Below are 15,134 nucleotides of genomic sequence, written 5' to 3'. Positions count from 1 at the left end.
CAGGGGTAATGTATCTAGAAGATGATTCTACTTGGGGTTTCAAACGCATTTACCATGGTATTGCCTTTCAAGAGTTATTGATCGTAATATCTCTAATGCATGAGATGGATATAACATCTCTCATGTCTAAGATGGGTAAAGAATGTTCTTTCTCCATAGACACAGAGTTAGAGTCAGCTCAAGGTTTTGATGACATTGTTGTTTGGCATGAGCAAAATAAAGATATAGTACATAAGTTTATACAAGTTAAGCACAACCAAAATGGAACTAAAAAAATCAGTGTAAGTAGCTTATTAACAAAAAGTGGTAAGTTTAGTATTTTAAAACTTTTCCTTGCCTATTTAAAAATCAAAAATAGTGCAAAGTTTAGTGATGGAATAAAGCATTTTCTTTTTGCTACGAATATGGATCTTGATTCACCATATTCAATACAACACGAAGTAAGAAACCTAAGAGCAATATTAAGTGGAGAAAATAAAGGAAAAGAACTTTCATTTGTAAGGATAGACACAAAAGATGAGTTTCTGGATATAGGTGATAGTGCAAGATATAGAATTAGTGATTCAGGTGGTAGTGTTGCTCAATACTTGAAACAAAATATGGATTTTATAAAGCGTGAGATAGGCAAGGAAGTCAGCAATAAAGAGATAGAGGACTTTTTAAATGAACTGGTGTTCGTCGTTAACTTACCCCATGAAGTTCAGCTAAGAAAATTATTGCTAGGTAAGTTGAGTAGTAGGTTGAACAAAAAGTTCGACTATATTGGTGACAATCAAATCTTTTGTAATAATCTTCTAAAAAAATATCAGACTGGGTAAAAGATATAAAAGCGCGTCCTCTTTCGTACAAAGAAGGAGAAGAACTTTTTCGAGAAGTTGAGCTGTGGGCTAGTACTTTAGGTAAGATAGAACAAGGAGTAAAAGAAAAGAATGAAAGAATTGATAAAGTAATAGAACAACAACATAAGGATAGTAAAACACTACATAAAATATATGTGGCTGTAACGACACAGGATAACAAGCGGGTAGAGGAGCCTATTTGGTTTAAAATAATAGAGCCAGTTGCATTTTTTACTGGAAGAAATAGTGAATTAAAAGCCTTACATGATGCACTACAAAGGAGTACGGTCAGGCCAGCAATTATATCTCAGGTTGCTACTATTAGTGGTCTTGGGGGGATAGGTAAGAGTGAATTCGCTAGGCAATATGCTTATACCAATTCTCATTATTAATGAACCAAATAAGAAGCATAGCAGAGTTGTTTAACCGTGGAAGGGGAAAGAGAGGTAATAAATTTACACAAAGCGCATTCAAGCAGAACAATTGTATCGTAGATTTTATTGCGTAAAATGTTCTGTTTTATATATAACCAAAACCTCTCAACAGGATTGAGTTCAGGTGAGTATGGTGGTAGGTATATAATTTCGATATTTTTAGGTGCCTTTAAATTTTTTGACTTATGCCAACTAGCGCAATCCATCAAGAGAAAAGCCTTTCGTATTCCTAAATATTGCGACATCTGTTCAAGGAATATATTTATACAATCAGTGTTGACGTTTGGTGCAAATAAGCTAAAATTCTCTCCATTTCTGGGATTAACTGTACTATAGAGATAAAAATTTTCCCTACCTAATTTTACCTTAACCTGTGTCCTACTGCCTTTTTTAAACCACCCATGTCCAACTTTCGAATGTGTACCAAACCGTGATTCATCGAAGAAAAATAGCTCTTTTTCAGAATGCATGACAATAGTTTCATTGAGGTTTTTTTTTAAACTCCTCTTGCTTGTTTTTATCTTGTCCACTATGAACTGGTCTTGGTGTGATATATGAGAATTTCATTCTTTGCATATTACGATGTATTGCGGATTTTCTGATATTCAAACCAAATCTTTCTTGGATTCTTATTCTCATTTCTCTAATAGTAATATTGGGGTTTTCCTCTATCCACAACTCAATTCGTTCAAGTTGACTTTGGTTCAATATAGTTTTTCTACGGCGTTGAGGTGGAGCAAATAATTTTTCTTCTCTTCCAAATTTTATGTGCTTTATCCATGTAGTAATTGCCTTTCTCGAAATGCAACATATTTTTGCTACAGCTGTTATACTGTGCTTTTTTGCTGCAATTACAGCATTTAGTTTTTTTGCAACATACGCATTATTTCTTACTCTCTTCAGCATCTCTTTTGCTGATTTCACCACTTTTTCATCCAATAATTTTGATCTTAATGCCATCTAAACCTCGCTATTTTACTTACTTCAGTATGGCTTTTTTCCATTATTTTCTATTCGTTGCTTGTATAGCGGGAATTGGTATAAGTACTGCTTCTAATATCGCTTTATCTTTAATTACATCTAAAATATTTTTAATAACTTTCTGGTTACTAAAACCCATAGCATAGGCAAAAGGTGTTAGAGTATGATTTTCACAATCTCGTAACTCTTTAGTTATACTCGCAATAGTAAGTGCTTTTTCTAATACCCCTTCTTTTTCTAAATTTTTGAGAATATGAGTAATGTTATCCTCTTTCCCTTTTTCTATTTCAGAAATTAAATAATCATATCATCCTTGTTGTTCTTCGTTTAACTCTTCATACCTTGGCATATAAAATTCTCCTATTAAAAATAATAATATACTTTAATTATTATATATTTAAGCAAATAAGTAAATAAATTAATAAAATGCTGTGGTGCCAAAAACACTCAAACAAGAAAAAGCGCTCCGGTGCTCATTCTTTGTTTATAAATAATATTCTTAATTCAATCCTTTGCTTTCTTCTCAATATATCTACATATCAGAATAGACAGCTCATATAATACCAACATTGGAATTGCAAGCCCTACTTGGCTTAGTACATCAGGTGGAGTTAAGATTGCAGCAATAATGAAAATTACCACTATCGCAATTCTCCGTTTATTTGACAAACTTTGTGCAGTGATTAGCCCTACTCTCACCATTAAGGTTAGTATGACTGGAATTTGAAATGCAGTACCAAACGCAAACATGAATTGAAGAACAAGGTCTAAATATTCACTAACTGATGGCATAAACTCTATTGGTATACCGAAAGATTTACCGCTATGTTCAAAAGCAATAAAAAATTTCCAGGCTAGGGGAAATATGTAGTAGTAAACTACAGCAGCTCCCGTTACAAACAAAACCGGTGTTGCAATTAAGTATGGCAATAACACTGCCCTTTCTCTTTTATATAAGCCAGGTGCTAGAAACATATAGAATTGCCATGCAAACACAGGAAAAGAAAACAACAGTGCACTCATTATTGCAACCCTGAGATATACAAAAAACGCTTCTGTTAAGTCTGTATAGATTAGAGAAAAATCATTGCTATCTTTTGTAACTTCTATTAAAGGTGCAAGTAAAAAGCGGTATATATTTTCTTTAAAGTAGTAACAAAACCCGAAGGTAACACAAAAAAATAGAAAGCAAAAAATAACCCTTTTTCTAAGTTCCGCAAAGTGCTCATAAAATGAAGCATATTTTTGTGAGTTTTCGTTCATACTTTACAATAAAGCTATATCTAACATTCTCAGTGAAAAAGCCCATTCATTATCGTACCACGCTGCAACTCTACAGATATCACCTGTGACATATGTACCAGCTAAATCCACAATTGCACTATAAGGGTTATGGACAAAGTCTATTGAAACTAAAGGCTCGTTACATACGGAAAGCACATGATTTGCTGAATTCTTAAACATTTCATTTATTTCTCCAGCTGTTACCTTCTTATCAGTCGTAAATTTAAAATCAACCATAGAAACGTTGCTAACCGGAACTCTAATAGCAGTACCATCTAGCTTACCCTTTAACTGAGGAATAACAGAACCAATTGTTTTTGCTGCTCCAGTTGTAGTTGGCACCATAGAAAGGCCACAAGCTCTTGCCCTGCGTAAGTCTCTATGGTTGCCATCAAGAATATTTTGATCATTCGTATAGGCATGTATAGTGGTCATAAAACCGCTTTTTATACCTAAATTGGAGTGTAAAATGTGTACAATCGAAGCCAGACAGTTTGTAGTACAAGAACCTGCTGAGATCACTTTATGCTCCTTTTTTAGCATATCGTTATTTACGCCGTAAACTATAGTTACGTCAGCATCTGAAACTGGAGCAGAGACAATTACTCTTTCTGCATTATGCTTTGCTGCTTCCGCACGCTTGTTGAATGCACCAGTGCATTCAAGTACTACATCAACATTCCAAGGAATATTTTCAGGGCTACGTTCTCTATATAAAGAAAATTTCCTGCTATTTATAGATAGCCAATTTTCAGACTCGTTAAAATCAATATCGCCGTTAAATTTGCCATGAACAGAGTCATATTTAATCAAATGTGCATGCTGCTCAGCACTGAGTGACCCATTTACCGCCACAACTTCTATTTGCTCGCTATAGTTTTCTACTTCAAAAATAGCACGCAATACACTTCTGCCTATTCTACCAAGACCATTAATTCCTACACGAATTGTCATTTTTCCATCTTAAAAGTTTAATTATAGAGGATATTGCCTGATATTTCATTCTATTCTTTTAACGCTAATTCTGGATTAAGGAAGGAAGAAAGTATAGGAAATGGAAGGCTTTTTGGATTTCAAGGAATAGGAAATGAGAGTAGAAAAGATGTGAACCAAGAAATTAACGGGAGATCTATGGCGAGTATGTTCAATTTCAAGTCTATTTTTGAGGTAGCCAAAAATCGTCTCAATGATCGACCTTTTTCTCAGCAAAATCTTTTCATGTAGTGAAATTAATGCGTTTTTCATCCCCTTTTTCACCTTGGTAACAAGTTTCAAACCGCGGTTAAACAACTCTTGGAAAAGCTCTTTTTTAATATAGCCTTTATCACCAAACAAAAGACCGGTTAATTTCTTAGTTAGGTTTGCTACAGGCTCTCTATCGTCAACATTACCTCTTGTAAGCGTAAAAGCTTGAATTTCACCTTTCTCGTTAATTATCAAATGTAGTTTAAAGCCGAAAAACCAGCCATATGTACTCTTGCTTAATTTTGCAATTCCAGCAAAAACCTTATTTCTTGATATTCTTTTTGCATGGCAAACTGCAATAGGAGTTGTATCTATGTATGAGATTCCAGTAAGTTCTGACCATCCGCAAAGGCACTGTAATAGCATGGCTAAATGCCACAAAACCCTGGGCTTTAGAGCAACAAACCTAGTGTATGAAGGCAACTTCGAAAACTCTGATTTGTAGAGCAATGTTAGGTAATGCAGGTAGAAAGCCTTAAAATTTTCACAGGGAGATTGCTGATACAGAGGATTATTGTGATAATTTCCGAATGTGTAATTTCTGGCACTCTTGTGGGTTTTTACCGTTTGGCAGTAGTTTATCTGCAAAATTTTTCTCTATATCTCTGCAAAAATCATCGACCAGACAAAACAGTTTTGTTATATCTTCCATGGGTAACCTCATCTATTTTTTTCTATTTGTTGAGTTTACCCTACTCTCCTGACTTTTCTATTTTCTTTTTAATCCAGAATTAGCGTCAAGAGTGTTTTCATTTTTATCGTTATTTTTCGCTGGCTTCCAATTTTCTCCCCAATCTGCAGGTGGTAGAGGTGGGGGTGGTGGCGGAGCTGATGATGGTGTGTTATTATTAGTAAGCATTTTTCTTCCTCATTATTAATATTATATTAATAATGATTAAATTATTAGTACTTATCAATAATTTATGAGTAAATTAATATTAAGATAATAAAATAAAAAGGAAAGAGAGAGGAGCAGTCTTCTAAGAAGAAATAGAAGCTGTCTTAAACCTCAAGTCATCACTTTGTTACCACAGCACATCATCGATGTTTTGGTATAGAGTAATCAGAATCATAAAAATAGCTTAGTGTTAGCTATTTTTATGATAACCTCTCTTAAACAATTGATATTTTACAGTGTTTTTGGTAAAATAATAGCTTAAGGCTTAGAATAAAAGTTTATGAGTGAAGCACAGGGTCCAAATATTGCAGAATGGCAGGCACAGCAGCAACACCAGGAAGCCGCTAGTGAGAAAAGTGGTTTAGGTCTTGGTCATAGTGACTCTGTTGCAACAATTGTGGATGGAATGAAGTGGATGTTCAACTTTCATGAAGGAGCAATTGCTGCTTATAATAATGTATTCGAAGGTTTGGTAAGTGGTAGCAGTCTAGTAACGTTATTTGGGAAATCAGGTAATATGTTTGGCATAAAATTTCTTGAAAGCCTTGCTGAATATTTTTCAGGTGGTGGTGGAGAAGATATGCCATCAGAAGGAATGGGTATGGACTACGGTGATGAGGGGCATCGTCCGGATGATTATCCCCACTCTAACAATGAAATAGCTCAAAGTGCTGATGGTTTGCATGATATGCATGATGCAGGTGATCATCATGGCCAATCTTTTTCACCTGGTCCTTCACCATCTGTTGGTGATGATCATGAGCTTGGTTACTAAATAACTAAGAAGATTTTATTGTAATTAGTGAAAAAAGTTTCAGTTTTAGGATCAACAGGAAGCATTGGAAAAAAGACTGTAGATTTGCTCTCAAAGAGAAAGGAAGAATATCAGGTGGAAGCACTAAGTGCCAATTCTAACTTTGCTCTACTAGCACACCAAGCAAAACTGCTTAATGCAAAATATGCTGCCATTTCTGATGAAAGGTTCTACAAAGATTTAAAAGAAGATCTACTTGGTACAAACATCAAAGTAGAAGTTGGCGCTCCAGGTCTAGCAAATGTTGCTTCTCTACCTGTTGATCTCTCAGTTATTGCAATAGTTGGCATCGCAGGCCTTGAGCCAGTTATAAAGGTTATAGAAAGTGGTACTAAAGTTATTGCCCTAGCAAATAAAGAAAGCATTGTTTGTGGTGGCAAGTTACTGCTTGAAAAAGCTAAAGAAAGGAGCATACAAATAATTCCCATCGACTCTGAACACAACGCAATTTTTCAAGTTTTGCAAAATGATGATAAATGTGTAGAAAAGATTATACTCACTGCCTCTGGTGGACCATTTTTAAATTATAGCCTTGAACAATTAAAAAATATTACAGTAAATCAGGCACTAAGTCACCCTACTTGGAAAATGGGAAAGAAAATCTCAGTTGATAGTGCAACAATGATGAATAAAGCACTAGAAATAATAGAAGCACATCATTTGTTTAAAATTAGCCCAAATAGAATTGAAGCAGTAGTGCATCCTGAATCGATAGTACATGGAGTTGTAGTTTACCAGGATGGGTTTAGCTTTGCTGTGCTTGCAGAAACTGATATGGAAATTCCCATTGCATATGCTTTGTCTTGGCCAGAAAGATCAACTTTAAATCATAAATTAGATTTAACAAAACAAAAAAAATTGACTTTTCAAGAACCAGATCATAAACGTTTTCCTGCACTAAAGCTCAGTATGGAAGTGTTAAATTCCTCTTCTCCACATACAAATAGTATTGTTTTGAACGCTGCAAATGAGGTAGCTGTTAACGAATTTTTGAAGTCACGAATCGGCTTTTTAGAAGTAGCAGAGGTAGTAAAATCAACAATAGAAAACTTTGACAAGTACTCTGATATTAACTCACTATCCGACATAACAAGTATCGATTTTGAAAGCCGTATTCTTGCCAATGAAATCATAAAAAGTAAAGGTATCTGTTCAGCAGAGTGATAAAATAAGGTAGACGAGAAAAGACAATTATAGTATTTTCTAAAATGAATGATAAATTACCATTATGGTATTACCAACCAAAAGTTGTAAGTCTGTACATTTATACATCAGAGGTCTGAGGCGGCTTTTGATGGTATGCCAACAGTGTTCTATGGGATTCAAATCTCACTTTTACCCACAAGTATAAAAAGCAAGTAAGATAGAGAAAAATATACTTAAGATGAGGTAAAAATGTGTGAAGTAAATAGAAATGTACAATGTGCTGATGGCTTAGGAGATAAATGGCTAGAAAAAGAGTTGAGACATGTTAATCTGGGAGATGTAAGACTTAATACAAGACTTATTAAAACAAGCTATTTAATAGAGAATAAGGCGTCTGGGTCAATTAGTCAAAGCTGTGTAGGATGGAAAGAAGCTAAAGGTGCATACAGATTATTTAGCAATGAGAAGCTTGAAGCTAAGGAAATTTATTCTTCCCATTATAAAGAAACTATGGAAAGGATAAAAGGAAATGAGCTGGTATTTTCAGTTCAAGATACAAGTTATTTGGATTTTGACTCTCATATAAAGACTAAGGGTCTAGGTAGTATTTCTAAAGCCTATACAAAATATAAAAAGGGTTTGTTATTGCACAGTAACTTAATGGTTAACAAAGACGGATTACCTTTAGGGCTATCTTCTCAACAGTGTTGGGCACGTTCTATCAGGGAAGAAACAGCCCAAGAAAAAGCAAACAGGAAATACCGTACTGCTATAAAGGAGAAAGAAAGCTATAAGTGGATAGCGGCACTAAAAGAAACCCTAAATAACCTCGCAGAAGGTGTACAGCTTGTTACTATTGGTGATAGGGAAGCAGATATTTTTAAGTTTTTATGGACTGTTGAATCATTGGACAGTTTTTATGTAATCCGCAACCGAACTAATAGGAAATTCATCTGTATTGAAGGGGGAAAAACGGATTTGCAAACACGTATAACTCAACTGCCTGTAAAAAAGGAAATTGTCTTGAATGTTGCTGAAAATAAATACCAGATCTCAAGAAAAGCTAACATTGAAGTCAGGTATATGAAAGGCTATATACCTATCAGATCTCCTTACATTTATGGATCGAAAGATACAGAGCATAAAATAAGTGATAAAATCGCTATATATGTAGTAAGTGCCAAAGAAACAAATCCTCCTGAAAGAGTAGAAGCTATTGATTGGACTTTGCTGACTAATGTACCAGTTAATAGCACTTTAGATGCTATAGAAAGGATAAATTGGTATAAGCTAAGATGGAAAATCGAGGAGTATTTTAGGATTTTAAAATCAGGATGTAAGGTAGAAAGCTCTCGTTTAGCTACAAAAGAAAGATTAGAGAAATTAATCGCTATAAAGAGCATTATTGCATTTAATATTTTATATTTAACAAAAATCGCTTTATCGAATCCTATGGAGGTTTGTACTAAGGTTTTAAGTAATGAAGAGTGGAAAACCCTTTACATACGTGAGCATAAAGTAGCCAAATTGCCAGAAGAACCTCCAAACATAAAACAAGCTATTATTTGGTTAGGAAAATTAGGTGGATTTATGAATAGAAAAAGTGATAATTTACCAGGAACTATGACTCTATGGCGTGGTTATGAAAACCTCAGGGAAAGCATGGTTATGCTTCGCATAATGACCTCTCAAAGTTGTGGGTAAAAGTGAGGATTCAAATCTGGTGAATATGTTGGAAGATACAGCACATGACAGCCAAAAGACTCTATTAATGATTTTGTTTTAGTGGTCTTATGAAATGTAGCATTATCCATAACTATGGTTGTGCCAAGTGGCAATTTAGGTTTCTCCAACCATATATTGAATACCTCTTTGTCACACCCACCTTTGAAAGTCATTGGTGCAATAAATCTCATTCCAATCCACCCGGCTACTATACCGATTCTCTCTCGCTGGAATATCTGCATAAATTTTCTTTCCTCTTGGAGCACGTCCATATTCTCGGTATAACTTATTATCAACTCCTGCTTCATCTATATATAAGATGCTGGAATGATCTATTTTTGAGATTTTATCAATAAATTGCTGCCTATCTTCTTGATTGCGCTCTTGATATAGTGTGACTTTTTTTTAAAGTAATTTTTAGCTGTTTTAGTCTATACCAAATTGAATTTATTCCAAATCCAAGATTTTGTTTCATCTCTGCCAGAGTATGATCTGGATTCTTTGTAACATATTCTTCGAGTATTTTTGGGTCTATTTTTCGAATAAAGCTACCGTTTTTAGATGGCTTTAGGCTTTCATTAGGCTTTCACCAGCAGCTTTCTTTTTTAACCAGCGGTACAGCGTTGCTATTCCTATCTCCATGAGCTCTGCTATCTCAACCTTTGTCTTCCCTTTTTCTATCATCAATACTGCCTTTTCCCTTAAATCCACACTATATGCCATTATAACTCAAATACTTTATTATACCTTTATCATTTACTTTAGGAAATACTATAACACCAAGACAAAGAAGAAGAATCTTGCTTTAGCAGTACATTTATATAAAATGAAAATAAACTAAAGTAATCATTTAAATGCTAACAAGATTCGCTCCAAGCCCAACTGGCTACCTACATGTAGGAAACATACGCATTGCACTCATTTGTTGGATGTACACACGTAATCAAAATGGAAAATTTTTACTACGTTTTGATGATACTGATCTTGAGCGTTCAGATATCAAATATATAGATAATATCATAGAAGACCTAAAATGGATTGGCATAAATTGGAATTCAAGTTTTAAGCAATCAGAGCGTTTTGAGCGCTATAACGAGGTGTTCTTACAGTTAATGAAAGAAGGTCATATTTATGCATGTTATGAAACAAGAGAAGAATTAGAGGCTAAACGAAAATTGCAGTTAAAACAAGGACTTCCCCCTATTTACAATAAAGGTGCGTTGCTTTTAACTGAGCAAGAGAAAATTCGTTATGAGCAAGAAGGACGAAAACCACATTTCAGATTTAAATTGGATAGAAATAAAACTGTAAAATGGAATGATGAAGTTAAAGGCGAAATAAATATTGCAACAATTCATATCAGCGATCCTGTAGTAAAAAGAGAAGATGGAATTTATACGTACATGCTACCTTCCGTTATTGATGACATTGACTTTAATGCAACCCATGTTGTACGTGGGGAAGATCATGTAACTAATACCGCAGTTCAGATTCAAATGATTCAAGCATTAAAAGCGAAAATTCCTATCTTTGCCCACCTTCCCCTACTACACTTTGATGATAGCAAAATATCGAAACGGAAAGGCGGGCTGGATATTAAGTCCATAAGAGAAGATGAGATTGAATCAATGGCGCTAACTAGCTATTTAGCAAAGCTTGGAACATCTGATCCGATAGAAGCTTATATTGATATGCAGTCTTTAATTGACTCATTTGATATCAAAAAATTTAGTTCAGCATCTTTACAATTCAGCTTGAGTGAAATGTATAAGCTAAATAGCAAAGTGCTACAACAAATGCCATTTGAAATGGTGCAAGATCGTTTAAGTCAAATTGGCTCAGAGTTTTGGTATTTTATAAGGAGTAATATAGAAAAGTTTTCTGAAGTGGACAAATGGTGGAAAATATGCAAATTTGGTATAGAACCCGTGGTTCTTAATAGAGAGTTTATAAAAATAGCGCTAAGCACATTACCTCAAGGTGATTGTAATGAAAACACATTATCAGAGTGGGTTAAAAATATTCGACAGACAATTGATATAAAGGCAAAAGATCTATTTATGCAGTTGCGCCTCGCTTTAACAGGAACAGAAACAGGTCCAGAACTCGCTAAATTATTAATTTTTATCGGTAGAGGGAGCATTATTGCAAGGTTAGAAGAAAGCCAAAGAATTATACAAAAGGTTTAAATGCACCGAATGTATTTTGAATGACACCAATAAGCATTGTTCAGGAAATGTGAAAATATTAGATTTCTTGTCATTCCAGTTTCTGCTCCTGTCATTCAAGTAGCTAACACTGGAATCCATAATCTCGCCAAAACGTTGTATTTTAAAATAACTTCTATACATATCCCATATTTCTGGATCCCAGTGTCAGCTACTTTCATGACAACATTTAGTTGTTTTTTCTCGTCTACCTTATTTTACTACTCTGCTGAACGAATAACACCAATAGTTAATCTCATGCTGAAAGATCATTTTATGGTCCAAGTCAGTTCTTTTACAAGTCACTTCCAAGCTCATCAAATTTTCTAAGATCTTCTTAAGTTCTGAAAGTTGCAAACTTTTCAAATGAGATTTAAAACTCTGCAATTGTTTGAAGAACAATGGAGGACTCAGCTGGTCAATTGCAGCTTGTTCATTCATTCCATTTTGTATTAACAGCAAAACGCTTTCTAGCCGTAGAAAATAATTTGATATAATACGGATTAATGCTATCGGTGAAAAATTCTCTTGTAATATCAATACATCGGAAATTTTGATGAATTGTCCCATGTCTTTACTCACTATTGCAGAGCACAGATTATCAAGTGTAACATAATCATTGCCGGAGGTTGAAAAGCATAGATCTATATCAGCAAGTTTAAGATCTTTTCTTTTTCCTAGATATAAAACTAATTTTTCAAGCTCTGAATATATAGGCAGTTTGCTATGATTAAAATAAGACTGCAAGTGGTAGATTATCTCACTTGTGCACTCTATATCATTTTGTTTCAAGTAACTTGATATAATATCACAAAGATTACTACCGCTGTCCTTATAGCAGGTAATGACACCGAAAATTTTTGAGCTTTCCATATAACTTTTAGTTGTAGAACTATATGGAAGATCATTTGCTATCATTACTATATAATGATCGCCTATATTATGATCCAATATGTTTCTTAACTCTTTAGATATACTTCCACTGACATTTATCAGCTTAACTAACCTTTTTTTAGTAAACATCGAAATGTTTGCGAACTCGGAAAATAACAAGCCAGGCGACTTATTCACTACTGCAAAATCCATCACCTGAACTGAATACTCATTCAAGTTGGCAATTATTTCCTGTACAAAAATATCGACCTTACTATTGTCACTCCCATGAATTAATACACCACTTAAAGTATCGGGTTTCTCAAGGAATTTTTTAACTTTAGATGGCGTGATTCTCATGCCATCTATATTATATTATCACTATTTGGTGGTACATCATTTGATTGCACATCAGTTTCCAACAATTCTGAGCTTTCTTGATTTGCTGTATTCTGCATATCATCAGACACTTCTTTCTTTCCCGTAACATAATTATAAAAATTTTTTATAGGCTGTCCTATATATCTAGAAAAAAATCCTTCGGCCATATCTTTCACTCCACAAATTAACAATTAGCACATAAGAACAACGTAGCAAAAACTACTTTACGCTCAGATAGTTACACTCATTTGTTAATGAATTATGAACTTCCGAGACCAAAATTAAGTCGATCTACTTAACACCAATCTTATAAAATAAGCAATGATTAAATACACAGCTGCGATAAGTATAATTGCAGGTCCAGTTAATAAGTCAAAACTTGCAGATAATATCAAACCTGATACTCCAGAAATCACAGAAAAAACTGTTGCAACAATAATCATTTGCATTGGAGTTTTTGAAATGAGTCTTGCTGATGCAGCAGGTATTAACAAAAATGCAGCAATGAGTAATATTCCTATTAATTGAGCAGAAATTGCAATAAAGATAGCGAGTATAATCAAAAATTCTAGCCTAACAAAATTAACATTTACTTTCTCAACTGTTGCCAAATCTTGATTAATCGAAATCATCAGCCAATAGCGCCATCTAAATATTAATATCAAAGTAACTATTACAGAGGTTAGAAAAATTGATATTATATTACTTTGGTCAATCATTAATATGTCACCAAAAAGTGAGCTAATAATACTATTATTACCTGACGGAAGAAAAGACATAAGTATTAAACTCGATGATAAAACTACATTGGTAACTATGTTCAATATCGTATCAGCAGAGTATAATTTATTAAAATTAAGAGAAAGTAGTATAGCAAACATAATTGCAATGAGCATTATACTTACCGATGGGCTGATATTAAAGATCAAAGCAAGTGCAATACCAAGCAATGAGGAATGGGACAAACTATCACCCAAATACGATAACCTTTGCCATATCATAAATGACCCTAGAGCTCCTGTGACTAGGCTAATCATAATTACCGCAATTAGACTGTTTATAAAAAAACTCTGTGTAAATATCTCTAACATGCTATCAGATAACTGACAACAAATCTATCTTCAGATATTAAAACGTTATGGGTTCTGCATGCAGAACCCGTCGTCATAAATTCAAAATTTAAATTCTTTTGCTCCATAAGATAAGACTTCATTGAACAATCGCGTATCTTACCAGTACCTATTATCAAAATCTCTATTTCCTCTGTTAAAAAAGATTTAAAATACTCCTTGTTATTTATATCACTTTCTTTCAATTTAATCACCTTTTCAGGAAAAATTATAATTGAGCCATGATATTCTTGATTATTTACCCAAAATCTTTCTTCCCTGTAACCATCTATAAGATTTTTCTTCTTGGAAATTAAGGGCATAAATCAAACCATTAATTCCGTGTCGCACACCCACCATTCTGGATATTCCTTTTTGATATTTGTCGCTGCAGCTTTTGCACTTTCTTCACTATCAAACATTCCAAAACACCCTACACCACTACCTGACATACGAGAAAGTATAGAGCCTTCTTGTGACTCTAGTGTTGATATTACATTCTGAATTTCAGGTACAAGACTTATTGCTGCTTCTTGCAGGTCATTTTTTGTCTCTTTAAGAAGCTCTAACAAATTCTCCTCAGTGTTATCACTCCACTTAATTGGCTGAGAGAAATCCTCTTTATACTTGGAAAATACTTCTGATGTATTCAAAAACTTTTTTTTCGGTTTCACAAGTACCAGACTTGTGGGTAAAGAGCATTGTTTAATGGGGCATAATTCTTCACCAACACCTCTGACAAAAACTGGCTTACTATCTATACTTGCAGGTACATCAGCACCAACGCTTAAAGCTATATCATTTAAAAATTGCCTATCAATGTTCCAAAGCTCTCCCAGCATGCGTATCACAGCTCCAGCATCTGAGGAACCACTACCAAATCCCGCAGCAATTGGTACATTTTTTACAACCTTCACAGTGACTTTAGTGCGTACAGGAGCATGCCTAAGCAGTAGACTCACTGCTCTCGTTATAGTATTATATCGATAATTTATTCTAAACTCAGAATTTACAAATTCAACTGTAGAGTTATCAGATCTAAAGTTTTTTTCTCCTACTTTTATCTCTAAAAAATTAGAAAGTTTAGCAAAGACAACCAAACTTTCAATTAAATGATACCCTCTTTCTTCTCTATTTATAATATGTAAAAAGAGATTGATCTTTGCAGGAGCCTTTACACAAAAACTTTCCATCTGTA

Annotated in this window: 18 protein-coding genes and 1 pseudogene; 7 read left to right on the top strand and 12 right to left on the bottom strand. The window is 34.1% G+C overall.

Going from position 1 to position 15,134, the window contains the following annotated elements:
- Positions 1-8 precede the first annotated feature (8 nt).
- On the top strand, positions 9-818 hold the full coding sequence (locus tag O1Q06_RS01740) for a hypothetical protein (RefSeq protein WP_410542852.1): 810 nt from the start codon (positions 9-11) through the stop codon (positions 816-818).
- Positions 819-994: 176 nt separating this feature from the next.
- Positions 995-1,231 (top strand): hypothetical protein, encoded by a 237-nt coding sequence (locus O1Q06_RS01735; protein ID WP_410542851.1) that lies wholly within the window; start codon positions 995-997, stop codon positions 1,229-1,231.
- Here the strand turns inward: O1Q06_RS01735 and O1Q06_RS01730 are convergent.
- The 4 genes and pseudogenes from O1Q06_RS01730 to O1Q06_RS01715 all read right to left on the bottom strand — a co-directional run bounded on the left by O1Q06_RS01730 (position 1,228) and on the right by O1Q06_RS01715 (position 5,435).
- A protein-coding gene (locus O1Q06_RS01730; RefSeq protein ID WP_410542743.1) for an IS630 family transposase occupies positions 1,228-2,233 on the bottom strand; the annotation gives its coding sequence in 2 pieces (ribosomal slippage) (positions 1,228-1,770 and positions 1,772-2,233; 1,005 coding nt in all). The genes O1Q06_RS01735 and O1Q06_RS01730 overlap by 4 nt on opposite strands.
- Before the next feature lie 525 nt (positions 2,234-2,758).
- Complete coding sequence (gene tatC, locus O1Q06_RS01725; RefSeq protein WP_010401503.1) at positions 2,759-3,517, bottom strand: twin-arginine translocase subunit TatC; 759 nt, start codon at positions 3,515-3,517, stop codon at positions 2,759-2,761.
- Positions 3,518-3,520: 3 nt separating this feature from the next.
- Positions 3,521-4,492, bottom strand: coding sequence for a type I glyceraldehyde-3-phosphate dehydrogenase (gene gap / locus O1Q06_RS01720; RefSeq protein ID WP_410542850.1), 972 nt, complete (start codon positions 4,490-4,492; stop codon positions 3,521-3,523).
- A 75-nt stretch (positions 4,493-4,567) separates the two neighbouring features.
- Positions 4,568-5,435, bottom strand: a pseudogene (locus tag O1Q06_RS01715) (IS982 family transposase).
- A 91-nt stretch (positions 5,436-5,526) separates the two neighbouring features.
- On the opposite strand from O1Q06_RS01715, the gene O1Q06_RS01710 reads away from it, so the two are divergent.
- The 4 genes from O1Q06_RS01710 to O1Q06_RS01695 all read left to right on the top strand — a co-directional run bounded on the left by O1Q06_RS01710 (position 5,527) and on the right by O1Q06_RS01695 (position 9,345).
- Positions 5,527-5,661 (top strand): hypothetical protein, encoded by a 135-nt coding sequence (locus tag O1Q06_RS01710; RefSeq protein WP_410542849.1) that lies wholly within the window; start codon positions 5,527-5,529, stop codon positions 5,659-5,661.
- A 300-nt stretch (positions 5,662-5,961) separates the two neighbouring features.
- Positions 5,962-6,456, top strand: a complete 495-nt coding sequence (locus O1Q06_RS01705; RefSeq protein ID WP_410542848.1) for a hypothetical protein — start codon at positions 5,962-5,964, stop codon at positions 6,454-6,456.
- Positions 6,457-6,483: 27 nt separating this feature from the next.
- The gene (dxr, locus tag O1Q06_RS01700) at positions 6,484-7,659 is read left to right on the top strand and encodes a 1-deoxy-D-xylulose-5-phosphate reductoisomerase (protein WP_410542847.1); all 1,176 of its coding nucleotides are present in this window, start codon (positions 6,484-6,486) and stop codon (positions 7,657-7,659) included.
- Between the two features lie 231 nt (positions 7,660-7,890).
- Positions 7,891-9,345, top strand: a complete 1,455-nt coding sequence (locus O1Q06_RS01695) for an IS4 family transposase (RefSeq protein ID WP_410542423.1) — start codon at positions 7,891-7,893, stop codon at positions 9,343-9,345.
- Here the strand turns inward: O1Q06_RS01695 and O1Q06_RS01690 are convergent.
- Genes O1Q06_RS01690 through O1Q06_RS01680 form a run of 3 tightly spaced genes read right to left on the bottom strand, consistent with a single transcriptional unit; the run spans position 9,330 to position 10,089 of the window.
- Positions 9,330-9,674 (bottom strand): transposase, encoded by a 345-nt coding sequence (locus O1Q06_RS01690; protein WP_410542578.1) that lies wholly within the window; start codon positions 9,672-9,674, stop codon positions 9,330-9,332. The genes O1Q06_RS01695 and O1Q06_RS01690 overlap by 16 nt on opposite strands.
- A gap of 56 nt (positions 9,675-9,730) precedes the next feature.
- A complete protein-coding gene (locus tag O1Q06_RS01685) occupies positions 9,731-9,889 on the bottom strand; it encodes an IS630 transposase-related protein (protein ID WP_280144090.1) in 159 nt (52 codons plus the stop codon).
- 44 nt (positions 9,890-9,933) lie between these two features.
- Complete coding sequence (locus O1Q06_RS01680; protein ID WP_410542829.1) at positions 9,934-10,089, bottom strand: IS630 transposase-related protein; 156 nt, start codon at positions 10,087-10,089, stop codon at positions 9,934-9,936.
- Between the two features lie 131 nt (positions 10,090-10,220).
- Here O1Q06_RS01680 and gltX point away from each other — a divergent pair, with 131 nt between their 5' ends.
- Positions 10,221-11,555, top strand: coding sequence for a glutamate--tRNA ligase (gene gltX / locus O1Q06_RS01675; RefSeq protein ID WP_410542846.1), 1,335 nt, complete (start codon positions 10,221-10,223; stop codon positions 11,553-11,555).
- Between the two features lie 231 nt (positions 11,556-11,786).
- Here gltX and holA read toward each other — a convergent pair whose 3' ends face one another.
- From holA to O1Q06_RS01650, 5 genes are all read right to left on the bottom strand, one after another.
- Positions 11,787-12,806, bottom strand: coding sequence for a DNA polymerase III subunit delta (gene holA, locus O1Q06_RS01670; RefSeq protein ID WP_410542845.1), 1,020 nt, complete (start codon positions 12,804-12,806; stop codon positions 11,787-11,789).
- A gap of 5 nt (positions 12,807-12,811) precedes the next feature.
- Complete coding sequence (locus O1Q06_RS01665) at positions 12,812-12,994, bottom strand: hypothetical protein (RefSeq protein ID WP_007302688.1); 183 nt, start codon at positions 12,992-12,994, stop codon at positions 12,812-12,814.
- Positions 12,995-13,108: 114 nt separating this feature from the next.
- On the bottom strand, positions 13,109-13,918 hold the full coding sequence (locus O1Q06_RS01660; RefSeq protein WP_015588476.1) for a metal ABC transporter permease: 810 nt from the start codon (positions 13,916-13,918) through the stop codon (positions 13,109-13,111).
- A complete protein-coding gene (locus O1Q06_RS01655) occupies positions 13,912-14,259 on the bottom strand; it encodes an Mth938-like domain-containing protein (protein ID WP_017532635.1) in 348 nt (115 codons plus the stop codon). The genes O1Q06_RS01660 and O1Q06_RS01655 overlap by 7 nt, the downstream gene beginning before the upstream one ends.
- 3 nt (positions 14,260-14,262) lie before the next feature.
- Positions 14,263-15,129: a 4-(cytidine 5'-diphospho)-2-C-methyl-D-erythritol kinase gene (locus O1Q06_RS01650; protein WP_410542844.1), complete on the bottom strand. Its 867-nt coding sequence runs from the start codon at positions 15,127-15,129 to the stop codon at positions 14,263-14,265.
- Positions 15,130-15,134: the final 5 nt, after the last annotated feature.

The organism is Wolbachia endosymbiont of Tetranychus urticae, from assembly GCF_046529255.1.
Taxonomy (GTDB): Bacteria; Pseudomonadota; Alphaproteobacteria; order Rickettsiales; family Anaplasmataceae; genus Wolbachia.
Note: the sequence above shows the minus strand (reverse complement) of the source record. Positions and strands in the feature narration are given on the sequence as shown.